The sequence below is a fragment of the Mesorhizobium sp. M2A.F.Ca.ET.067.02.1.1 genome, assembly GCF_004023285.1.
Classification (GTDB): Bacteria; Pseudomonadota; Alphaproteobacteria; order Rhizobiales; family Rhizobiaceae; genus Mesorhizobium.
This window is the reverse complement of record NZ_RZSB01000025.1, coordinates 1-23,094: the sequence shown is the minus strand read 5'-3', so window position 1 is coordinate 23,094 and position 23,094 is coordinate 1. Positions and strand designations below refer to the sequence as shown.

General features: G+C 63.6%; 20 protein-coding genes and 1 pseudogene. 3 read left to right on the top strand and 18 right to left on the bottom strand.

The window, feature by feature from the left end:
• Positions 1-1,358, top strand: a pseudogene (locus tag EOA28_RS04700) (GMC oxidoreductase); the annotation flags it as partial.
• A 10-nt stretch (positions 1,359-1,368) separates the two neighbouring features.
• Positions 1,369-1,686, top strand: coding sequence for a Dabb family protein (locus tag EOA28_RS04695; protein WP_127251673.1), 318 nt, complete (start codon positions 1,369-1,371; stop codon positions 1,684-1,686).
• Between the two features lie 148 nt (positions 1,687-1,834).
• Here the strand turns inward: EOA28_RS04695 and EOA28_RS04690 are convergent, their stop codons facing one another.
• The 12 genes from EOA28_RS04690 to EOA28_RS04635 form a co-directional block, all read right to left on the bottom strand.
• Positions 1,835-2,680 carry an EamA family transporter gene (locus tag EOA28_RS04690; protein WP_127251674.1) on the bottom strand — a complete coding sequence of 282 codons (846 nt, stop codon included), beginning with the start codon at positions 2,678-2,680 and terminating at the stop codon, positions 1,835-1,837.
• Between the two features lie 7 nt (positions 2,681-2,687).
• On the bottom strand, positions 2,688-3,605 hold the full coding sequence (locus EOA28_RS04685) for an endonuclease/exonuclease/phosphatase family protein (protein ID WP_127251675.1): 918 nt from the start codon (positions 3,603-3,605) through the stop codon (positions 2,688-2,690).
• A gap of 226 nt (positions 3,606-3,831) precedes the next feature.
• Positions 3,832-5,382: a sodium:proton antiporter gene (locus tag EOA28_RS04680; protein ID WP_127251676.1), complete on the bottom strand. Its 1,551-nt coding sequence runs from the start codon at positions 5,380-5,382 to the stop codon at positions 3,832-3,834.
• A gap of 125 nt (positions 5,383-5,507) precedes the next feature.
• Positions 5,508-6,572, bottom strand: coding sequence for an ABC transporter ATP-binding protein (locus EOA28_RS04675; protein ID WP_127251677.1), 1,065 nt, complete (start codon positions 6,570-6,572; stop codon positions 5,508-5,510).
• A 25-nt stretch (positions 6,573-6,597) separates the two neighbouring features.
• The gene (locus EOA28_RS04670; RefSeq protein ID WP_127251678.1) at positions 6,598-7,389 is read right to left on the bottom strand and encodes an ABC transporter permease; all 792 of its coding nucleotides are present in this window, start codon (positions 7,387-7,389) and stop codon (positions 6,598-6,600) included.
• Positions 7,386-8,300, bottom strand: a complete 915-nt coding sequence (locus tag EOA28_RS04665) for an ABC transporter permease subunit (protein WP_128314624.1) — start codon at positions 8,298-8,300, stop codon at positions 7,386-7,388. Before EOA28_RS04665 ends, EOA28_RS04670 begins: the two co-directional genes overlap by 4 nt.
• 62 nt (positions 8,301-8,362) lie before the next feature.
• The gene (locus EOA28_RS04660) at positions 8,363-9,469 is read right to left on the bottom strand and encodes an ABC transporter substrate-binding protein (protein ID WP_127251680.1); all 1,107 of its coding nucleotides are present in this window, start codon (positions 9,467-9,469) and stop codon (positions 8,363-8,365) included.
• 244 nt (positions 9,470-9,713) lie between these two features.
• Positions 9,714-10,886 (bottom strand): iron-containing alcohol dehydrogenase, encoded by a 1,173-nt coding sequence (locus EOA28_RS04655; RefSeq protein WP_127251681.1) that lies wholly within the window; start codon positions 10,884-10,886, stop codon positions 9,714-9,716.
• Between the two features lie 17 nt (positions 10,887-10,903).
• Entirely contained in the window at positions 10,904-12,292 is a 1,389-nt protein-coding gene (locus EOA28_RS04650; protein WP_127251682.1) for an aldehyde dehydrogenase family protein, read from the bottom strand.
• A 182-nt stretch (positions 12,293-12,474) separates the two neighbouring features.
• The gene (locus tag EOA28_RS04645) at positions 12,475-13,845 is read right to left on the bottom strand and encodes a glutamine synthetase family protein (RefSeq protein ID WP_127251683.1); all 1,371 of its coding nucleotides are present in this window, start codon (positions 13,843-13,845) and stop codon (positions 12,475-12,477) included.
• Between the two features lie 87 nt (positions 13,846-13,932).
• Complete coding sequence (locus EOA28_RS04640; RefSeq protein WP_126081430.1) at positions 13,933-15,495, bottom strand: amino acid permease; 1,563 nt, start codon at positions 15,493-15,495, stop codon at positions 13,933-13,935.
• Positions 15,496-15,514: 19 nt separating this feature from the next.
• On the bottom strand, positions 15,515-16,333 hold the full coding sequence (locus EOA28_RS04635; RefSeq protein WP_126081429.1) for an N-formylglutamate amidohydrolase: 819 nt from the start codon (positions 16,331-16,333) through the stop codon (positions 15,515-15,517).
• Between the two features lie 146 nt (positions 16,334-16,479).
• Between EOA28_RS04635 and EOA28_RS04630 the strand changes: the two genes are divergently transcribed.
• A complete protein-coding gene (locus EOA28_RS04630; RefSeq protein WP_127251684.1) occupies positions 16,480-17,304 on the top strand; it encodes a MurR/RpiR family transcriptional regulator in 825 nt (274 codons plus the stop codon).
• Between the two features lie 197 nt (positions 17,305-17,501).
• On the opposite strand, the gene EOA28_RS04625 is transcribed toward EOA28_RS04630, so the two are convergent.
• The 6 genes from EOA28_RS04625 to EOA28_RS04600 all read right to left on the bottom strand — a co-directional run.
• The gene (locus EOA28_RS04625) at positions 17,502-17,912 is read right to left on the bottom strand and encodes a GtrA family protein (RefSeq protein ID WP_126081427.1); all 411 of its coding nucleotides are present in this window, start codon (positions 17,910-17,912) and stop codon (positions 17,502-17,504) included.
• Positions 17,909-18,730: a ChbG/HpnK family deacetylase gene (locus EOA28_RS04620; protein WP_127251685.1), complete on the bottom strand. Its 822-nt coding sequence runs from the start codon at positions 18,728-18,730 to the stop codon at positions 17,909-17,911. The genes EOA28_RS04625 and EOA28_RS04620 overlap by 4 nt, the downstream gene beginning before the upstream one ends.
• Positions 18,727-19,695, bottom strand: coding sequence for a glycosyltransferase family 2 protein (locus tag EOA28_RS04615; RefSeq protein ID WP_127251686.1), 969 nt, complete (start codon positions 19,693-19,695; stop codon positions 18,727-18,729). Before EOA28_RS04615 ends, EOA28_RS04620 begins: the two co-directional genes overlap by 4 nt.
• Positions 19,688-20,854: a glycosyltransferase 87 family protein gene (locus EOA28_RS04610; protein WP_127251687.1), complete on the bottom strand. Its 1,167-nt coding sequence runs from the start codon at positions 20,852-20,854 to the stop codon at positions 19,688-19,690. The genes EOA28_RS04615 and EOA28_RS04610 overlap by 8 nt, the downstream gene beginning before the upstream one ends.
• Positions 20,855-21,051: 197 nt before the next feature.
• A complete protein-coding gene (locus EOA28_RS04605; RefSeq protein WP_127249577.1) occupies positions 21,052-22,089 on the bottom strand; it encodes a zinc-binding dehydrogenase in 1,038 nt (345 codons plus the stop codon).
• 5 nt (positions 22,090-22,094) lie between these two features.
• Positions 22,095-23,094: acyl-CoA dehydrogenase family protein (locus EOA28_RS04600; protein ID WP_128314623.1), on the bottom strand; the 1,000-nt coding region annotated here is incomplete at its 5' end.

Sequence of the window (23,094 nt, the reverse complement as noted above, 5' to 3'; positions counted from 1 at the left end):
TCTACACGCGCGACAACGCCCGCGACTACGACGCTTGAGAGAAGGAAGAGGGGCTCGCCGGCTGGGGCTATCGCGACGTGCTGCCCTATTTCAAGCGCGCCGAGAACAACCAGCGCTTCGCCAACGATTTCCATGGCGACCAGGGTCCGCTCGGCGTCTCCAATCCGATCTCGCCGCTGCCGATCTGCGAGGCCTATTTCCGCGCCGGACAGGAAATGGGCATACCCTTCAACCCGGACTTCAATGGCGCTGCCCAAGAAGGCGTCGGCTACTACCAGCTGACCCAAAAGAACGCGCGGCGCTCATCGGCCTCCGTCGCCTATCTGAAGCCGATCGGCGCCCGCAAGAACCTGACGGTCAGGACGGACGTTCTCGTCACCCGCGTCGTTGTCGAGAAAGGCCGCGCTATCGGCGTCGAGGTCGTCGACAGGCCAGGTGGCGAAAAGACCATCATGCGCGCCGAACGCGAGGTGATCGTCTCGTCGGGCGCGATCGGTTCGCCCAAGCTCCTCATGCAATCGGGCATCGGCCCGGCCGATCATCTGAAATCGGTCGGCGTCACGCCGGTGCATAACCTGCCCGGCGTCGGCTCCAACATGCAGGACCATCTCGATCTCTTCGTCATTGCCGAATGCACCGGCGACCACACCTATGACAATTATGCGAAGCTGCACCGCACCCTATGGGCCGGGCTGCAGTACCTCTTACTCAAGAAGGGTCCCGTTGCCTCGAGCCTGTTCGAGACCGGCGGCTTCTGGTACGCCGACCCGACGGCCGCCTCGCCCGACATCCAGTTCCATCTCGGTCTCGGCTCCGGCATCGAGGCCGGCGTCGAGAAGCTGAAGAACCCGGGCGTGACGCTGAACTCCGCCTTCCTGCGTCCCCGCTCGCGTGGCACGGTGCGGCTGAAGAGCGCCGACCCGGCCGACCACCCGCTGATCGATCCGAATTACTGGTCCGACCCGTATGACCGCGACATGTCGATCAAGGGCCTCAGGCTGGCGCGCGAGATCATGCGGCAGAAGGCGCTACAGCCCTATGTGTTGCGCGAGGTGCTTCCGGGTCCGAACCTGCAGAGCGACGCCGATCTCTTCGATTATGCCTGCCGCACCTCCAAGACCGATCATCATCCTGTCGGCACCTGCCGCATGGGCCATGACGCGATGGCGGTGGTGACACCCGATCTCAGGCTGCGCGGCATCGAGGGCTTGCGCGTCTGCGACGCCTCGGTGATGCCGCGCGTCCCCTCCTCCAACACCAATGCGCCGACCATCATGGTTGGCGAAAAAGGTGCCGACCTCATCCTTGGCCGCGAGCCGCTGCCGCCGGCCGTGTTCAAGGGCAACCAGGCGGCTTGAGGCATCAACGATGATCCGCCACTGCGTCTTTATCCGCTTTCGCGATGACGTTCCTGAAACCGAACGCGCGGCGATCCATGCCGACCTCGAAGCGCTGCGCGCCGTCATCGACGGCATGGGCAAGGTGCATTTCAGCGCCAATGTCAGTCCCGAGCCTTTCGCGCGCGGTCTAACGCACGGTTTCACCATCGACTTTCGCGATGCCGTCGCCCGTGACGCCTATCTCGTGCACGAGGCGCATCAGCGCGCCGGCGCGCGCCTTGTCGCCGCGCTTGAAGGCGGCACCGAGGGGCTGATGGTCATCGATCTCGAGGTGACGCAAATCTGACCGCTCGCCGGCTTAAAACCGGCAGCTGTCCCGTTCTCTTTTGCCCGCCGTGGAACATATCGCTCCTTTTGGGGACACAAAAGGAGGACCGCCTTGAACCTCACCAGCGAGCGCGGCCAGGTGATGACCGTGTTCGGGTGAATGGCAATCAACCCATTCTCAGCGCGACGACACCGGCGACGATGCCGAGCGCGGCCGTGGCGCGCCAGGCGGTCATCTTCTCGCCCAGCGCCAGCACCGAGATCAGCATGGCGAACAGGATCGAGGTTTCACGCAGCGACGCAACTGACGCGATCGGCGCTTTGGTCATCGCCCACATGACGATCCAGTAGGCCGCGCCGCTGAGCACGCCGGTGAACAGCCCAGCCTTCCAGTCGCGGGCCAGCACCGGAAGCGATTGCGATCCGCGAAAGGCAATGCACAGCACCAGCGCCCACGTCGCATCGCAGACGAACAGCCAGGCGGCGTAGCTCGTCGCGGTCGCCGCCAGCCGCGCGCCGCTGCCGTCGGAAAGCGTGTAGCTGGCGATGAAGATCGATGTGCCAAGCGCGAAGCCGACGGCGCGCAGATTGAGCCTTTCCAGATGCGCGCCGCCGCGAAACGACATGACCAGCGTGCCGATCGACAACAGCACGATGCCGAGGATGGCAAGCGGCGCAGGCACCTCCCCGACCAACACAATGCCGCCCAGCGCCGAGAGCAGCGGCGCGGTGCCGCGCGCCAGCGGATAGGTCTGGGCGAAATCACCGGCCTTGTAAGCGCCGATCAGGAATGTCCGGTAGCCCATGTGGAAGAAGACCGAGGCGAGGATGAATGGCCAGACCTCGGCCTTCGGCACCTCGACGAAGGGCAGCACCACAAGCGCCGCGGCGCCCATGCCGAGAGTCATCAGCGTGATCGACAGGAAGCGGTCGAGATGCACCTTGACCAGCGCGTTCCAGATCGCGTGCATGGCAGCCGCCGACAGCACAGCCAGGAAGACGAACAGCGTCATGCCCGCCTCACCTGCCTGCCAGACTAGAGCCGATGCCCGGCGTTTCCAGGTCGATCTCGACCCGTAGCGGAAAATGGTCGGATGCCACCTCGCCGACATCCGCTGTTATCGAACGGACGCGCCCGGCCAGCATGCCGCCGACGAAGCAATGGTCGAGCCGGCGTTTCGCCAGCCTGCCGTCGATGATCTTTTCATGCGTGTGGAAATCCGGCCCAGGCTCGCTGGCGACGGCGGCGGCATCGACGAAGCCGTCAATATAAGCGGCGCCGGGATGATACGGCATGCTGCCGGTAATACACCGGTATTCGGCGCTGCCTGGCTCCATGTTGAAATCGCCAAGCCAGATCGCCGCCTGGGGGTTTTCGGGCTCCGCCTGGCCGTTCGACCAGTTGCGCTGCGGCTCGTCGTCGGCGCCGCTCCACGGACCGCCATCGGATGGCGCGCGACGATGCTCGGCGTTGAGGTAATCGATCTGCTCCAGCCGCTCCTCGGCCGCAATATGCGCCAGATGCAAGGAAAGCACCCGCACCGGTCCGGCCGGCGTGCGGATCATGCATTCCAGCGCCGCGTTGCGGGTGTTGAGCGGTCTCAGCGTGCGGCGCATCGGCAGCGCATGCAGCCGCGACCAGACGATCGGCAGCTTCGACAGCACCATCGTGCCGAACTGCCGCCGGCGGTTGACGACGCGACCGTCGCGCTTCTCGCTGGCGTCCAGGTCGAAGGCGGGGCCATAGGCCCAGTAATAGCCGGGCAACAGCCTGGACAGGATCTCGGGCTGGTCGTCCTCATTGGTTCGCAGCCAATGCCGCTCGACCTCCTGCAGCGCGATGATGTCGGCGCCGTCCACCAGCCTGGCGGCGCGGGAAAGATCATAGCGCCCGTCGCTGCCGTAGCCATACTGGATGTTGTAGCTGATCAGCTTCATTGATTAACCGGCTCGCTTCTGAGGATCGCAGTAGCCCCTCGCCGTCAGCGTTTCAATGGACCGCGAGGACGAGCGGAATAGTCCAATGCTGCCCGCGAACCACGTTTGCCACACCGTTTCGCTTTCCCACGGAGGCGATCCTTTCTATCTCCCTGTGCTGATGCAATCCCGGGCAGGCGCTGCGGTGAATCGCCACCGCAAACGCCCACGCTTTCGCTGAAATCCGTCAGGTGGTGAGCGGCTGGAAGCTTCCGGCGGGAGCCGCCGCCAGTTCCGACCAGTCGATCTCCTCTTCCAGCCGGTGATAGGCCTCGTCGCCGATCGTGCCGTTGCTGCGCAGCTCCTCCAGCCTGTCACGCTGCCGCTTGATGGCGTAAAGACGCAATCGGTCGTATTCCGTCGCGGCTTGCGCATCGTCCGGATTTTCGGCGATCCGGCGTTGCGCCTCGTATTGTTCACGTACGACCGCGGCAGCGGACGAGGTCTTGCGGCTCAGCACATCAAGCGCCGCCTGCATGATGGCCACCCGCGCCTCGGCCACTTCGCGGTCGATCGAGGTATCCCGCTCGAAGTTGAGCCGGCGCAGCAGCGGCTTCAGGCTCATGCCCTGCAGCACAAGCGTTCCGAGCACGACGGCGAAGGCCGCCAGCACGATCGGGTCGCGGCCGGGAAAGTCGGCGGGCAAGGCGATGGCCACCACCAGCGTCACCAGCCCGCGCATGCCGCACCAGCCGACAAGCACCGCGCCGCGAAACGTCGGCGCATCCCGCTTCTGCCCTTCGCCGTCGAAACGCTTAAACTGCTTTATCACCGCAACGTAGCCCATCACCCATACGAGACGCGCCACGATGACGACGGCCAGCACGGTGGCAGCGAAGAGGAAGGCCTCGCCTTGCCCGTCGCCGGAGAGCCGGCCGACGATTGATCGAGCCTGAAGGCCCATCAGCACGAAAGCTAAGACATTGAGCACGAAGACGGCCGACTCCCAGACCGAATAGGTGCTGACGCGCCGCCTCGCGGACATCCGGCGTGGCGCGGTCCGCGCGATGGTGATCGCATAGACGACGATGGTGATGATGGCGGAGAGACCGAGCTTGTCGGCAATGATCCAGACGGCGAAGGTTCCGGCGAACTGCACCACGGTGCTGCTTGCCGCATCCTCGATGCGCGTCAGCGCGAGCAGCGACACTCGGCCGAACACATAGCCGGCGACGACGCTGCCGACCGTCGCAAGCAGGATGACGGGCACTGCGTCCTTAAGCATGACCGAGCCGATGGCCGCCGAAACCGATATCCGGTAGATCAGCAGCGCGGTGGCATCGTTGAGCAGGCTCTCGCCCTGCAGGATGGCTGTGATGCGGTGCGGCACCCTGAACTGGCCGAGCACGGCACTCGCCGCGACCGCGTCCGGCGGAGCGACGATGGCGCCTAGCGCGATCGCCGCCGCGATCGGAAGGCCGGCCATCTTCCAGCCTACGAAGGCAACCACCACGGTGGTGAACACGACGGCGCCGAGCGCCAGAAGCACCAGCGACAGCCGGTAGCGTTTCAGGTCGCGCAGCGAGGTGTCATAGGCGGCGTCGAGCAGCACCGGCGCGATGAACAGCGCCAGCGCCAGTTCCGGATCGATCTCGATCGTTGGTGCGCCCGGCACGAAGGCCAGCGCAACGCCTGCAAGCGCCAGCAGCGACGGATAGGGTATCTCGAGACGGCGCGACAGCGCCGTCAGCGCGACGGCGATCAGAAGCAGGATGAGGGTGAGCTCGAAGAGGGCCATGGCTCATCGTAACGATGAAACACGAGGCTTGGCAGTACCTTGAGCTAGGATACTGTTGATTTGTCAGGCCAGAAGCGCAGGAGACCGCCATTTGCAGGCCAGCCTCACCTGAATATCGACACAGCCTAGTGCAGAACCAGCATATCGCCCGATGAAAACGAAATGTCCGCCTTGTCGCCGACGACCGGCGGCGGCGTCGTGGAATTGTTGAAGGTGTCGAGCGACACCGTGTTGCCGCCGATGCCGACGCGTACGCGGATGACAGAACCGAGGAAATGCACTTCGGCGATCTCGCCTGACAGGCTGGTGTCATGGCCGGGCTGCCGCCCCAGCGAGATCGCTTCCGGCCGCAGGGCGAGCGACAGCGTGTCGCCGGACTTGGAGCCGTTGAGCTTGCCCTTGAGCGAGACTTCCTGACTGTTGACCTGCACCTTGCCCGAGGCGGCGTCGGTGACCTTGCCCTCCAGCACGTTGAGCGTGCCGACGAAATTGGCGACGAACTTGGTTGCCGGCCGGTTGTAGATCTCGAACGGCGTGCCGACCTGCTCGGCCCTGCCGCCATACATCACCGCGATGCGGTCTGAGATCGACAGCGCCTCTTCCTGGTCATGTGTGACGAAGATGGTGGTGATGCCGAGCTTCTTCTGGATGGAACGGATTTCCTCGCGCAGCGACACACGCACCTTGGCGTCGAGCGCCGACAGCGGCTCGTCGAGCAGCAACAGCTTCGGCTTCGGCGCGATGGCGCGGGCTAATGCGATGCGCTGCTGCTGGCCGCCGGAAAGCTGGTAGGGATAGCGATCGGCCATTTGCGGCAGCTTGATCATGTCGAGCATCTCGGCGACGCGCCTGTCCGCGTCCGATTTCGACATGCCGGCCACCTTCAGGCCGAAGGCGATGTTCTGCGCCACCGTCAGGTTCGGGAACAGCGCATAGGCCTGGAACACCATGCCGACATTGCGCTGGTTGGGCTTCAGCCTTGTGATGTCCTTGCCGCCGACGACGATCTTGCCGGCCGACGGCTCCTCGAAGCCGGCGACCATGCGCAACACCGTCGTCTTGCCGCAGCCCGACGGGCCAAGGAATGAGACGAACTCGCCGGGCGCGACATCTAGATTGAAATCCTCGACCACAGTCGTGGCGCCGAAGGATTTTCGCACATGCTGGATTGAGAGGAACGGCTCGGCCATGGCTTTTTCTTTCAGTGCTTTTCGCTCAATTGGGGCGGTTCGCCGATTTCGGCGCGAAGCGCGACAGTATCTGAATCAGTGACATGCAGCCCCATGTTATTACGAAGGCGATGATTGACAGCGCGGCCGGTTCATAGGCGCGGTTGGCGACCAAATTCTGCAGATAGGGGCCGAAAGCGGGGCGGTTGAGCAGGCTGGCCATCGTGAACTCGCCGATGACGATCGCAAAGGTGAGGAACGCGCCCGACAATACAGCAATCAGCACATTTGGCAGAATGACGCGGGCGATGATCGTGCCCCAGCCGGCCCCCAGGATCTGCGCTGCCTCGGTCAGCGTGCGCACGTCGATGGTGCGAAGACCGGTGTCGACGGCCCGGTACATGTAGGGCAACGCGAGCGCCGCGTAGCCAATCACCAGCAACGCGTTCGCTCCCAAATTAGACCCCAGGAACGGCAGCGGTGAATTCGAGCCGTACATCCGGATATAGCCGAAGACGATGACGATCGCCGGGATCACCAGCGGCAGCAGCGTGATGAATTCGACGATCGGCCTGAGCTGCGGCAGGCGCAGGCGGATCCAGTATGCCGTGGGCACCACGATCAGCACACCGAGCAGGATGGTGAAGACGGCAACGATCACCGAGAACATGAAGGTCGCCTGGAACTGGCTGTCGCCCAGCACGACCTTGTAGGCGTCGAACGAGTAGACGCCGCGCCGCATGCGCAGCGAGAACTCGATCGTCGCGATCAGCGGGATGAAGAAGTAGGCCGCGCCCAAAAGGAAGACGAACCAGGCCCAGAACCTGCCGGATTTCATTTCAGCCACCTCTCCGAGCGCGTCCGGAACCAGATGTAGAAGATGTTGGCAAGCCCGGTGATGAAGATCATGCCGAAGGCGATCGCATAGCCGAGATGGGCGTTATGCAGCACGTCGCCGCGGATCTGCGCATAGAGCAGGATCGGAACGATGTTCAGCGACGAGCCGGTCAGCGCGTAGGCGGTCGCGATCGCTCCGAAGGCGTTGGCGAAGAGCAGGATGACAGTGCCGAGGAAGCTTGGCCAGAGCACCGGAATGACCACCATGCGCCAATATTGCGCCTGGGTGGCGCCGAGCGTCGCGGCGGCCTCGCCCCATTCGCGTTTCAAGCCGTCGACGGCCGGCACAATGATGACCACCATCAATGGGATCTGGAAATAGACATATGTGATCGTCAATCCCCAGAATGACAGCAGGTTGAAGCCATGCGCGTAGAGGTTCAGGCCAACCAGCGTGTTGAGCAGGACGGTGACGAGACCGAGCCGCCCGAGCGTCGCGATGAAAGCGAAGGCGAGCGGCACGCCGGCGAAATTGGATGCGACGCCGGAGAAGGTGAGCGTCGCCGAACGTATCCAGTTGGGCAGCCCGCCGCGCACGATGGCGATGGCGATGGCGAGGCCCGCGAAGGCGCCGATCAGCGATGACGCCAGGCTAACCTTTATCGAGATCCAGTAGGCGGCAACGATGTTGGCCGAAAAGAGAGCGACGATGTTGGCGAAGGTGAATTCGCCCGCCTCGTTCTCGAAGGCGCCCAGCATCAGGTAGAGCGTGGGCAGGATCAGGAACATCACGGCGAAGACGAAGAAAGGCGTGACGCCAAGCCACTGCGTCGGCAGCCGCAGGCTTCGCGCCTCGGCTGGCGGCGCGGTGTTTCCCGCAATTGCCTTGTTGGATAGCGAGAGATCGGTCATGCGCCGGTTACCGTGCTGGAACGAGGCCGGGCGACCAGAGCCGCCCGGCCCGTATCACGCTGTTACTTCACATTGGCGCCGACGATGGCGTCCCAGTTCTTGGTGATGGTTTCCTTGGCCTTGCCCTGCTCATCGAGCGTCGGGAACACGGCGGAAGCATAGGATTCCGCCGGCGGCAGCTTGGCCAGCACGTCCGCCGGGATCTTGTCGTTCTTGGCGAGATCGTTGAAGCGGATTGGGTGGCAATAGCCCTTCAGCCAGCCGATCTGGCCTTCATCGGAATAGAGGTACTCCATCCACAGCTTGGCGGCGTTCGGATGCGGCGCGAAGGCGCTGATTGCCTGCACGTAGACGCCGGCGACGACGCCCGTCTTCGGCACGATGACGTCGACGGGCGGGTTGCCCTTCAGCGTGTCGCGGCCCGAAAGCGCGTTGTAGTCCCAAGTGACGAGGATCGGCGTCTGGCCCTGGGCGAGCGTCGCGGTCTTGCCGATGACCGGCACGAAATTGCCGGCTGCGTTGAGCTTCTTGAAGTAGTCCAGGCCGGCGGTGCCTGCGGCTTCGCCAGCGGCGGCGCCACCGGAAAGGCCGGCGGCGTAGACCGCCTGGATGGCCTGGTTCGAAGCGCGCGGATCACCGGCGAGCGCGACCGAGTTAGCAAATTCCGGCTTCAGGAGATCAGCCCAATCGGCCGGCGATTCCTTGACCAGATCCTTGTTCACCTCGAAGGAGAGCACGCCGTAATAGTCGCCGTACCAGGCGCCGTCGGCATCCTTGGCGCTGTCCGGGATCGAATCCCAAGTCGACACCTTGTAGGGCAAAAGCAGGCCGTCTTTCTTGGCGGTCGGACCGAAGGACAGGCCGACGTCGATGACGTCAGGCGCCTGCGGGCCCTTGTTGTCCTTGTTGGCCTTGATCGCCTCGACCTCATCGCCGGAGCCGGCGTCGGGGTTGAGCTCGTTGATGGTGATTTCCGGATACTTGGCCTTGAATGCGTCGATCACTGCCCCGTAGCCGCACCAGTCATGCGGGAGCGCAATCGTGGTGAGCTGGCCTTCCGCCTTCGCGGCCTTGACGAGATCGTCCAGCGAATCTGCGGACGAAATCATCGTCGACGCAAAGAGCGCCGCGGCCGAGAGGGAAAGCACTTTCCCCGTGAACTTGAACATGTGTTCTCTCCGTTGAACTGGCGCGCTAAGCGCCTGCGATGCGGGTATCGTTTTCGTGTGACAGCCAGATGAAGGCTTTTTGAAACCGGAGCCCCACAGCGAAAAAAGTTAACTCTTTTTAACGGACTGTAGCAATTAGCCCGCGCTTAATTTTCCGGCTAATGGTTAGCTGCCTTGATTTTGCCCCTCCTCCCTTTTTCTCGAGTGTTCCCTTATTCAACTCCTCGGCATCGAGGCCGGCTTCTCAGACGGAGCCGGCGATGGCATTTTCGAGCAGCGTCAGCGCTGCTTTCTTGGTGAGCTTCACGGGGTTGCCGCCGGCGGTCGGGTCGACCACCGCCATATCGGCGATCAGGGTCTTGCGCTTCTTGTCCATGTCGAGCCCCTTGATCAGGCCGGGCAGCGCGTGCGGCACCTTGAGCTCCTTGCGCAGCTTGATGATGGCCCTGGCAAAGCCGTCGAAGCCGCCCTTGATGCCGCAATAGGCGGCGAGCCGTGCGATGCGCTCCTCGATCGCCTCGCGGTTGAAGGCCAGCACATAGGGCATGAACACCGCGTTGGTCATGCCGTGATGGGTGTCGTAGAGAGCGCCGATCGGATGCGACAGCGAATGGATGGCCCCCAACCCCTTCTGGAAAGCGGTGGCGCCCATGGCCGCCGCGCTCATCATATGGGCGCGCGCGACCAGATCCTTGCCGTTGGCGAAAGCCTTCGGCAGGTTCTCGAACACTAGCCTTATGCCTTCCACGGCGATGCCGTCGGCCATCGGATGATAGCCCGGCGCGCAATAGGCCTCCAGGCAGTGCGCCAGCGCGTCCATGCCGGTGCCGGCGGTGATGAAGGGCGGCATGCCGACCGACAGTTCCGGATCGGCAATGACGATCGCCGGCAGAAGCTTCGGATGGAAGATGACCTTCTTGGTATGGGTCTCCTCATTGGTAATGACGCCGGCGCGGCCAACCTCGGACCCCGTGCCCGCCGTGGTCGGCACCGCGATGATCGGCGCAATCAAGTCCGAATTGGCCCGGGTCCACCAGTCGCCGATATCCTCGAAATCCCAAACGGGCCGTGTCTGCCCGGCCTGGAAGGCGATGAGCTTGCCGAGGTCGAGCGCGGAGCCGCCGCCGAAGGCGATGACGCCGTCATGCTTGCCCTTCTTGAACACCGCGATGCCGGCGGTGAGATTGGACTCCACCGGGTTGGGCCTCACCTCCGAGAAGACGCCGTATGGGATCTTGGCATCGTCGAGGATCTTCAGCGTCGAGGCGACGACGGGCAGTTTCGCAAGGCCCGGATCGGTGACGAAGAGCGGCCGCTTGATGCCCGTCGCATTGAGCACATCAGGCAATTCCTTGATGCGCCCGGCGCCAAAGCGGACGGTGGTGGGGTAGTTCCATTTGGAGATCAGCTTGGACATTTTTGTCTTTCGAAAGGTCAGATCGTTTCGCGCAGGTGATAGGATTTCGGCCGGGTCAGATTGTCGTAACCGATGGCCGAGAGCGCCGCGCCCTTGCCGGTGTCCTTGACGCCGGTCCAGACCAGCGCCGGGTCCAGATAGTCACAGCGGTTCATGAACACGGTGCCGGTCTCGACGCGGTCGCCGATGGCGATCGCGCGCTCGGTGTCGCGTGTCCAGATCGACGCGGTCAGCCCATAGGGGCTGTCGTTCATCAGCGCGATCGCCTCCTCGTCGTTGCGCACCTTCATGATGCCGACGATCGGCCCAAAACTTTCCTCGCGCATGACGCTCATCTGGTGGTCGACTTCTGTCAGCACTTCCGGCGCCAGATAGGGCGAGCCCGCCCTGTCGTTCTCGACCCTCATGTTGATATGTGCGGTCGCGCCTTTGCGCAGCGCCTCGGCCTTCTGCTCGCGGATCAGGTCGGCGAAGCGCGCCTGCGCCATCGGGCCCATCGTGGTCGCCTGTTCCAGCGGATTGCCGACGACATAGTTCTTCGTCTCGGCGACGAAACCTTCGACGAACTCGTCATAGACCTTCTCGTGCACATAGACGCGCTCTATGCCGCAACAGCACTGGCCGGAATTGTAGAAGGCGCCGTCGACAAGATTGGCGACCGCATGGTCCAGCTTGGCGTCGGGCAGCACATAGGCCGGATCCTTGCCGCCGAGTTCGAGGCCGAGCGTCATGAAGGTGCCGGCCGCCGCCTTCTCGATGGCGCGGCCGCCGCCGACCGATCCGGTGAAGTTGACATGGTCGATCTTGCCGGAGCCGAGCAGCTTCTCGGTCTGGGCATGGTTCATGACGAGGTTTTGGAACAGCCCCTTGGGCAGCCCCGCTCTGTCGAAAGCCTGCTGGAAGCGTTCGCCGACGAGCAACGTCTGTGCCGCGTGCTTGAGGATGACGGCGCTGCCGGCCATCAGCGCCGGCACGATGGTGTTGACGGCGGTGAGATAGGGATAGTTCCAAGGCGCGATCACCAGCACGACGCCGAGCGGCACCTTCTTCACATAGCGCCGAAAACCCTCCTTCGGGTTCGAGGCCATGACCGGCTTGAGCGCCTGTTCAGCGATCTCGACCATGTAGTTGGTGCGTTCCTTGACGCCGCCGAACTCGCCGCCGTAGCGCACCGGCCGCCCCATCTGCCAGGCGATCTCAGGCACGATCTCGTCGGTCATGGCGACCAGCGCCTCGAGCATCGCCAGCATGTATTTGCCGCGCTCGACGACCGGCGTCTCGGCCCATTTCTCCTGCGCCGCCCTGGCGCGCTCGACCGCCGCGTTGATCGCGTGGTCGGTCGCGACCGGCCGCTCGGCATAGATCGAGCCGTCGATGGGGGATTTCAGCTTGACCGTTTCGGTCATTTTATAAGTCCTCGCAGTTTTACAACAATCGATATGCGCATGGCCTGCCCTCATCCGCTTGCCGGCACCTTCTCCCGCATAGTGACGGGGAGAAGGGAAGCGTTCCGACGCCCGCTACCCCTCTCCTCGTCCTCACGGGAGAGGTTAAGGGTGATGGGCAGTGCCGACGCTGACGCGGCAGCTTAATACCGCTCGAAGCCCCGATGCAGTTCCCAATCCGTGATGCGGCGGTCGTATTCGAACTGCTCCCAGCGGGCGGTGTGCACATAGTGCTCGATCACCTCCTCGCCGAAGGCCTGCTTCAGCATCTTCGACTTGGCCAGCGTCTCGGTCGCGTCGCGCAGCGTCTTCGGGATCTCGGGAAGTCGCGAGGCCTGGTAGGCATCGCCGACGAAAGGCTTCTGCAGTTCCAGCTTCTCGTCAATGCCGGCGAGGCCCGACGCAATCAGCGCCGCGAAGGCGAGATAAGGATTGAGGTCGGCGCCGCCGATGCGGCATTCCATGCGGATGCCCTTGGTGCCCTCGCCGCAGAGCCGGAAGCCTGCGGTGCGGTTGTCCTCGCTCCACATGATCTTGGTCGGCGCGAAGGTGCCTGCCTGGAAGCGCTTGTAGGAATTGATGTAGGGCGCCAGGAACCAGGTGAACTCCTTGGCGTATTTGAGCTGGCCGGCCGCCCATTGCTGGCCGAGGCTAGACAGCGTCCACTCGGCCTTTTTGTCGAAGAACAGCGGCGTCTTGCCGTCGGCGCTCCACAGCGAATTGTGGATGTGGCTGGAATTGCCTGCGAGCCCGTAATTGTACTTGGCCATGAAGGAGATGGCCTTGCCTTCGGAATCGGCGATTTCCTTGGCGCCGTTCTTCAGGATGACGTGGCGGTCGGCCATGTCGAGCGCTTCGGCATAGCGCACATTGATCTCTTCCTGGCCGGGGCCCCACTCGCCCTTGGAATTCTCGATCGGAATGCCGGCCGCCTCCATCTCGTTGCGAAGCCGGCGCATGACGCCTTCTTCCTTGGTGGTGATGCCGATCTGGTAGTCGCCGATATAGGGCGAGGCGCTGTCGAGCCCCTGCCAGTGCTTCTTGCGGGCCGACTCGTAGGTTTCGCTGAACAGGTAGAATTCGAGCTCGGAGGCGAAATAGCCGATATAGCCGCGCTCCTGCAGGCGCTTGACTTGTTTCTTGAGGATCGCGCGGGGTGAGTGCCCAAGATCCTCATGCGTGTGATGGTCGAGCACGTCGCAAATAACCAGCGCCGTCTTCTCCAGCCACGGAATGCGCCGGAGCGTCGACAGGTCGGGCTTCATGACGAAGTCGCCATAGCCCTTCGACCAGCTCGCCGCCTTGTAGCCCGGTACCGGCTCCATATCGATGTCGCAGGCGAGCAGATAGTTGCAGCCATGCGTCTCGCCATGCGCGGAATCGACGAAATACTGGGCCAGGAAGCGTTTTCCCGAGAGCCGGCCCTGCATATCGACGATGCAGGCCAGCACCGTGTCGATCTCGCCGTTCGAGACCGCCTTCTTCAACTGATCGAACGAGAAATTCCCGGCCATTCCTTTGGCGCTCCAGTGCTGTCGATTTGAAAGGGAAAAAACGAGACCATGGCCGGCATTGCGCCGGCCATGGTCATGAAGCGAAGGTCAGTTGCCGGTCTCGCCGACCGCCTGCTCGGCCGCCTTGATCGCCGCCTGGCGCGCCGCGATCTGCTCACCGATCGGCGGACCCTGGAAGCGGCGGTTCTCGAAGCCGAACCAGAGCACGGCGGTCAAGATGATGAAGCCGATGGTGATGTAGAGCACCTTGTCGTTTGGCGGTTGAACCGCGATGTAGAAGATGATCGCCATGCCGATAATCGACAGAATGCAGAACAGCTTGAAAACGCCACCGCCGAGGTTCCACGGGCCCGGGTTCGGCCACTTCGAAGTTCCGAAAGCCATCATGCCGAGCACGATCGGAATGATGAAGGACAGGAACAGGAAGACCAGCGTCGAATTGACGACGATGGTGTAGATGTTGGTGCCGCCAATCGAGATGAACTGGGCAAGGAAGACATAGATGATCTCGAGGACCGCAGCGGTCCAGATCGCGTTGACCGGCGTGCGCCAGGCTGGGCTGACCTTGGCGAGCCCGGCCGACCCGACCGGCATGCCGCCGTCGCGAGAGAAGGCGAACAACATGCGCGAGGCCGAGGTCACCGTGGCGAGACCGCACAGAAACTGCGCGATCAGGATACCCAGATAGAGCAGCTCCTTCAGCCATACCGGCAGAATCGCGTCCATCGTGGCGAAAAAGACGTTCCAGCCCTGCTTTGCGCCCGCCGCCAGATCCGGGATCGCCAGAACGATGGCGCATAGCATCACCCAGCCAATCAGTGAGGACCAGACCACGGATGAAACAATCGCCCGCGGAACCGAGTGCGCGGCCTTCAGTGTCTCTTCCGATGTGTGTGCCGAAGCATCATATCCCGTGATGGTGTAGACCGGCAAAAGCAGGCAGAGCAGGAAGAGATAGCTCATAGAGTCGGTCTGCGGAAAAACGCCGCCGCCAGCGTCACCTGAATAGTTGGTGAAGGTCCAAAGCCGGGTGACGTCGATCGCCGGGGCAAACACCAGGCAGGCCACGATCAACACCGCAGTTGTGCCGAGAATGATGAAGCCGGAAGCATCGGTCAGCAGGGCTGTCAGCTTGATGCCAAAATGATTGAGCAAAGCCTGCAGCACGGTAATGAAAGCGACGAACCCGACAATTTCCCCCGGCGTTCCGGTCATCCCGAACCAGCTCCCGAATGTTCCGGTGAAGAAGAACGCTGTGCCGATGTTGATGGCGCCTAGCACGGTGATCAGGCCGAGCAGGTTGAGCCAGGCGGTGAGCCAGCCGGTGAACCGGTTGCCGAGGATCGAGGCCCAATGATAGAGACCGCCCGCTGTCGGGAACGCCGAGGCGATCTGCGCCATGGCAAGGGCGAAGAACCCGGAAACGGCGCAGCCGACGATCCAGCCTATGCCCGCGCCGGCGCCGCCGATCGAAGACGTCGCCTGGGCGAAGGAGTTGATGCCGCCTGAAAGAATGCAGATGATCGAGAAGGAGATCGCGAAGTTCGAGAAGCGGCTCATGCTTCGCGACAATTCTTGGGCATAGCCCATTCCGTGGAGGACCTTTAAGTCCTCGTGCTTGTCGTGTTCCGTATAGTCTTGCGCTGACATTTTAGTCCCCTGTTGGTTCTTAACTGGCCGACTGTACTGACTTTCCCATTGCGCGTTGTCGGGAGCCCCTGGCCTCCTCAGGCTCCAGATTCGAGAATATGCCTGTGAGCAGATCCGCCCATTTCCGCTGCCCGGTGTCGCCGGCGATTTCGTCGTTGCGGATTTCGATCATCGCGCAGGCAAGGCCGCGCGTGCGCGCATGCCGCTCCAGCGTGAAGTAGACGCGGTCGGCCGGCGAATAGGGTTCGTTGACGCCGACGGTGACGCCCGAAAGCCGCTGCAACGCCGATATCAGCGGCGCCGCCAACCTGCGGTCGTCATCATGGATGATGCCGATATGCCAGGGCCGGCTCTTGCCCTTGTAGACCGGCGTGAAGGAGTGCACCGAGACCAGCCGCGTCTCCTGTCCACGCGCCAGCCGCCGGTCGACGATCCCGGAGATGGCGTCATGAAACGGGCGCCAGGCAAGGTCGACCCGCGCGGCGCGCTGCTTATCGGACAGGCCGGAATTTCCCGGAATGACTGTCGTCTCGCTGACCGGCGGCACGAGGTCGGGCGCGTCGAGCGGCCGGTTGCAGTCGATGACGAGGCGCGACACACGGGTCTCGACCAAAGTGGCGTCGAGCGCCTCGGCCATGCGGCTGGCGACGGGCAGCGCGCCGGGATCCCAGGCGATGTGGCGGGAAAGGTCTTCAAGGGACAGCCCCAGCGTGCCGAATTCGGCTGGCAGGAAGTTCGAGGCGTGGTCGCAGGTGAAGACGAAGGGGCTCGAGCCGCCAGGGTTGGTCACCCTTACGGTCTCCGACGGTGCAAGGCTGGCGGGCCATGCTTTCTCCATACTGCCGTCCCCTCGGGAGCGCTGTATCTTATGTTACGTATTTTGCCTCATTGCGTCCCGGTGAATGATTTCATACAGTTTGACCGGCTTTGTCAAACGCGAATTCGGGAAAACGGCGGCGACGGGTCAACGGGTGGGGGAAAACCATGATTTCCAGCATTGCCGAACTGATCTCCGACCGCATCGGCGCGATGCCGGCCGGCGAGCGCCGCGCCGCCCAGACGCTGATTGCCAACTATCCTATGACCGGGCTGAAGACCGTCGCCGAATTCTCGGCCGCGGCCGGCGTGTCCTCGCCGACGATCCTGCGTTTCGTCGCCAGGCTGGGTTTCCAGAACTACCCCGAATTCCAGTCGGCGTTGCAGGATGAGCTGGCCGCGCAATTGCAGTCGCCCGCCTCGCGCACGCTCAATCCGGGCTCGGCCGGCGACGCCGTCTCGCCGATGCTGGAGGCGACGCTCGACAATTTGCGCGAGACCTTCCGCCACCTCACCGACAAACAGCTGGCCGACATCGCGGCGCGGCTTGCCGAGCGGCGCGGCAAGACCTTCCTCATCGGCGGCCGCTTCACCGATCCGCTGGCGCGCTACATGGCCGCCCATCTCGCCATCATCCAGCCGGATGTCTATCACCTCGCCGGCCAGGAGAGCATCTGGCGCGACCGCCTGATCGACATGGGCAAGCGCGACGTCCTGGTGATCTTCGACATCCGCCGCTACCAGGAAAGCCTCGTCCGCTTCGCCGAGAAGGCGCATCACCGCGGCGTGCAGATCATCCTCTTTACCGACCAATGGCTGTCGCCGATCGCCCGCTTCGCCCGCCATGTGATCGCCGGACGCACTGCCGTGCCTTCGGCCTGGGATTCGTCCGCCGCTCTGTTCGTCGTCGCCGAAACCCTGATTGGCGCTGTGACGAGGCAATTGGAAGCCGCCGGCGCCAAGCGCATCCGCGATCTGGAGAGCTTGCGCTAGCGCGTCGCGTCTGAACGGCCTCAGTGCTTCAGCTTGTTGTTTCTATGCATGTCGTGGTCCAAAACCGCTGCGCACTTTTGGGCGACATGCATTAGGCCTTCACGAAAGTGCGGCAGGGATCGGGACCGCGTCCGGCGCAGACAGATTAATGGATCGGGTCCCAACATCCAGCCGGCCGGGCAGCGAAGTCCTTGGACTCACCTCAACAACCGCCCCTCGATCGACCAGCGCGCGGCCAGGAAATTCAGCACGGCCGCCACCACGACGCCGATGATCTTGGCCGGCCACACGCCGATGGCTCCTGCCAGCGCCGCGATCGAGAGACTGGAAACGCCCAGCGAGATCAACGCGCCCAGCGACACGAAGCGCAGGAAGGAATGGTGCAGCCGTATGTCCGGGTCCCGCTCGAACGACCAGAAGCGGTTCGCAACGAAGGAAAAGAGAACCGCGACGAACCAGGCGCCGACATTGGCGGCCAAAGCCGGCGCCGTGAGCTTGAGCAGCAGGTAGAATGCGGTGAGGTCGATGCCGGTGTTGACCAGTCCGACAAGAGCGAAGCGGACGATCTTGTTGCCGGTCGAACGCTGCGGCTGGCCGGCATTGCTCATGCGCTACCATCCATGACGCGGGCTCCGGCCTTGTCGAGGATGTCGCCGAAATCCTGCGAGGAAAGAACCGCGTACTCAACCTCGCGCGCGGCCTGCATCGGGTCTCGCGCCCGCAAAATGTCATCGACATGGCCCGGATGGCACATGAACACCCCTTGTTCGGGCAAGGTCTTGATCGCGGCGCGCAGCGTTGAAGCGAACCTCTCCGGCTGCCGCCAGTCATAGATCCCGGAAAGCGGCGTCAAGACGCTAAAGCCGGCTCGGCGCATCGCTCCGTTGAACCCTGCGGCCAGAGCGGCGACCGCCGCGATCTTCGCCGCTGCAGCATCCATGCCCGGAAGTCCCGGCGCCCCTCGCAGCGCCGGTTTGCCCGCGCTTGCCCCGAACCGCGCGAGCAGCCAATTCCGCACCACGGGAAGAAAATGCACATGCTGGTGCCCGTCGATATAGTCGGGCGGGCCGCCCAGCGCTTCGACGAAGCGGTCGTACTGGGCGTCGAGCTCGGCATGAACGTCCGGCTCGTCGATACGCCCCCGCCGCACCGGCAGCGCGAGGGAGGCGAGCCCCGGCAGCCTGCCTTCCGGCGCCAGGCTCGACGAACCGGTCGCGGCGGCCTGATCGGTGAGGGTCAGATGCAGCCCGACGGCAGCCCGACGGCGGAACGGCCTGATGCGCGCCGCCGCCTCTTCCCATTCGGGAAAACCGGTCATGCATCCGGTTCCGGTCAGGCGGCCGCGCTCGATCAGGTCGAGGATCGCGCTCGAGACTCCCGGCGCCAGCCCATAATCGTCGGCGATCAGGCGGATCGACCTGGTCATCTGTCGGGAGCAACCTGCTCGGCGGCATTGCCATGCAGCACGTCGCGCACGATGTAGACGGGCCGGTCCTTGCTTTCACTGAGCGTGACCCAGACATATTCGCCGATCAGGCCGAGCAGCGCCAGGTTGAGGCCGCCCAGCAACACGACGGCGACCATGATGCTTGGATAGCCGGGCACGGCGATGCCATAGAACAGCACCTCGAAGACCACTTTCACGCCATAGGCGAGACCGGCAAATGCCGCCAGCAATCCGATGAGGCTGATGATGCGCAGCGGGATCACGGAAAACGAGGTGAACCCTTCGAGCGAGAACGCGATCAGGTTGAACCGGCTCCATTTCGATGTGCCGCTGGCGCGGCTTTCCGGCGAATAAAGCACCGCCTTCTGGCGAAAGCCCGCCCAGGCGAACAGGCCCTTGTTGAAACGACGCTTGTCGCGCACGCTGGTCAAGGCACGCGCCACCGCGCCGCGCATAACGCGGAAGTCCCCGGCATTCTCCGGGATATCGAAGCGCTGGCTGCTGTTGATCAGCTTGTAGAAAAGCCGAGCCAGCTGGCTGCGCCGCCAACTGCCCTCCCGCCGATCGTTCTGCGCATAAACGACATCGATCTCCGGATCGTCGACCAGCTCGCCGATCATCTTCAGGCTGATGTCCATGGAATGCTGGAGGTCGGAGTCCATGATCAGGACCAGGTCGCCGCGGGAATGGTCGAGCCCGGCGAGCACCGCGGCTTCCTTGCCGAAATTGCGGCTGAGCCGCACGATCTCCCAGGAACCTGACAGGGCCGCCGCGAATGTCTCGGCGCTGCCGTCGTGGCTGCCGTCATCGACGAGGATCTTGCGCACCGTCATGCCGAAGCGCTCCACCACGGCAGCCTCGAGCCTGTCGAGCAGCCCGACGAAGGCAATCGCGGATTCGGCCTCGTTGAAGAACGGCGCGATGACGTCGAGCCTCTCAGCCACGGGCGACGGCTCCCGCGGCTGGCGCCTTCTGTCTGCCTCGCGTCCAGAGCCAGCCGATGAGCACGCAGGCAATTATGCTGACGCTGAGCGGTCGGAACCACAGATGGAAAAGGTCGTGCAGTCGCAGATCGACACTGGTCAGTCCGGTGACGAAGAGGAGCGTTGCCAGGAACCAGCGCACGGCACCGGCTCCCTTTTCCCGCCAAAGCAAGGCGATGGAGAGACCCGCGGGCACTGCCGCCATGGCATAGGTGTTCTGCTCGACACGCGGATTGAAGACGCACATGTAGAATGCCGCGGCGAGGAAGATGGCGAGTCCGCCGAGGTTGGAGTCCAGCCTGCGATCGAACTGGAGCACCAGCCAAAGTGTGAGCAAACCGGCGACGACGCGCACGATCGTCGCCACGGATTCAGGGATCGGCATCCCAAACCGCGTGAACGGCGCCGTGAAGTCGGCCGGAACGAAGGGGCCGGTTGGATCGACCGTCATCGAAGTCAGCAGCCTGAAGAAATCGTGATATTGCGCGTTGATATAGTCCGTCGATGCAAAGCCATAGGGGATGACGAGAACGACAAGGACCGCCAGCACCAGCGCCGGTATCAATCTGGGGCGTAGCGCTCCCGCCAGCAGCAGCATGATGATCGCGGTCGGCTTGGCGATGATCGCAAGTATGGCCCAGAAGAAGCATTCGGCGCGGCGTCCCTCGAGTGCCGACAGCGTCAGAAACCAGCACGCCCCGGTAAGCAGGATCGTCGCCTGGCCATTGCGAAGCGCTGCCAGCGAAACCGGCAGGGCGAGGAAGAGACCGAAAGACAGGAGCCATGTCTGCTCCTCGCCGCCCACCTTGCGGACTTGGCGCATAGCGGCAAAGGTAAGCACCCCGAAGCCCAGCATGTGCCACAAAACATTGCCCAGATACGGCCCGAGCTTCAGCAGCGGAACATAGAGGACGGCGAAGGCGGGAGCATATAGGTACCCCATGGCGACTTCGACCTGATACAGCGGTTCTCCGGCGAGAAAAGCTTCACTGCCGTGTCTATAGATATGGACCACCGAACGCGGATTGGGCGACCACAGCGCCAAGCCAAGCACAATCAGAAACGACCCGACCCACAGCCAAAACCCCAAACGGTCGAAGACCGGCTTGGTCACCATCATAGCCCACCCCGCGTTCCGACCAGGGCGGCATTCCCATCGCCGCTTGGCCTCAGCGCCGGCCAGATATCACATCGAAATGAAATAGAACATCCGAGCGTGACCGTTGCCAGCGCGTGGCAACGGAAGGCGAGACAACGGCGTTTTTCGGCCGCTCCCTTGCCGATCACAGCTTTGTGTTCAAATCGGCGCCCGGCAGTTTAGGGCCTGATGAACACCTTTCCGTTGGGCTTGGCGAGCTCGGCCGGCAGCCGTGCCATCGCCTCGCCCAGCGGCACGACCGCCGTGACGTCGGTCGACCAGCGTCCGTCGGAAAAGCGCTTCTGCGCCTCCAGCACCGCCGGACCCAGCCTGTCGCGGAACTGGCGCATCCATTCGGCCAGCCAGAAGCCCTCGACGCGTTTGTGCTGGAAGATCAGTTGCCCCGGCTCGCGGATAACCGTCGGCTCGGCGTCGAGCCGGCCATAGATGATCCAACGCGCGCGTTTCGGCATGGCATTGAAGATAGTCGAAGCCAGCGGGCCGGTGACCGCGTCGAGGAAGATGCGTGGCTGCTCGGCCTTCATGGTTTCGCGCAGCACGGCCTGGAAATCCGCCGCCTTCTCATTGAGCACATGGGCGGCGCCGAGGTCCTTCAGCAGTTGGATCTGCTCGTCACGGCGCACGGTGACGATCGGCCGGAAACCCGCCTCTTTCGCCAGCCCGATGATCAGCTTGCAGAGCTGGCTGGCGCCTGCGGTCATGACGAAGGCCTTTTCGCCCTCCTCCCTGACGATGTCGAACATGGCCAAGGCGGTCAGCGGATTGACGATCATCGCGGCGCCATCCTCGTCGCGCACCGTGTCGATGAGCGGGATGCAGGACGCGGCCTCGGCAACCGCATACTCCGCCCACGCCCCCCAGTTCGACACGCCAGTGGCGAAGGCGACCCGCTTGCCCGCCAGGCTTTTTGCGTACGGGTCGTCGCCGGTGGCGACGACCATGCCGACGCCCTCGAAACCTGCCGGACGACCCTTCACCCGCGGCTGGCCGTACTGGCCCTTGATGAAGGCAATGTCGGAGGGGTTGATCGAGGCGAGGCTGACCTTGATCAGCGCCTGTGTCGGCCCCGGCTCCGGCACGGCTATGCTGCCAGGCTCAAGGTAAGGCTCCATCGCTTCCAGCGCGGCCGCCGAAGGCGTTCTGGTGTAACCGTCGCCGACAAGCAGCAAGCCTCGCATTTGCGATGGAAGCGTCATGGCTGTCAGACCTTTTCCTGCGTGTATTTTTTCAGTTCCGTGCGCGCCACCTGGCGCCGGTGCACGGCGTCCGGCCCGTCCGCCAGCCGCAGCGTCCGCAGATGCGTCCACGAGCGGGCGAGCGGCGTGTCCTGGCTGATGCCTTGCGCGCCGAACATCTGCACCGCCTCGTCGGTGACCTTCAGCGCGACGCGGGGCGCCACCACCTTGATCTGGCTGATCCAGGGGGCGGCCGCGCGCGCGTCTCCCTGGTCGATCATCCACGCCGCCTTCAGGCACAGGAGCCGCGCCATCTCGATCTCCATGCGGCATTCGGCGATGATGTCGAAATTGGCGCCGAGCTTGGCCAGCGACTGGCCGAAGGCCTCGCGCCGCACCGAGCGCTGGCACAGCATCTCCAGCGCCATCTCGGCCTGGCCGATGGCGCGCATGCAGTGATGGATGCGCCCAGGCCCGAGCCGCCCCTGCGCGATCTCGAAGCCCCTGCCCTCGCCGAGGATCAGGTTCGCTGCCGGCACTCGCACATTCTCGAATCTCAGATGCATATGGCCGTGCGGGGCGTCGTCGTCGCCATAGACCTGCATTGGCCGCAATTTGGTGACGCCCTTGCTGTCGGAAGGCACCAGGATCATCGAATGCCGGCGATGCTGCGGCTCCTCGTCCGATCCGGTCCTGACCATGACGATATAGATGGCGCAGCGCGGATCGCCGGCGCCGGACGCCCACCATTTCTCGCCGTTCAGCACATAATCGCCGCCCTGTCGCTCGCAGCGCATCGAGATGTTGGTCGCGTCCGAGGAGGCAACATCCGGCTCGGTCATCAGATAGGCAGAGCGGATCTTCCCCTCGAGCAGCGGCTCCAGCCAGTCCCGCTTGTGCGCCTCCGAGCCGTAGCGCTCCAGCACCTCCATGTTGCCGGTGTCGGGCGCCGAGCAGTTGAAGGTCTCGGCGCCGAGATGCGCCTTGCCCATCTCCTCCGCCAGATAGGCATATTCGACGGTGGAA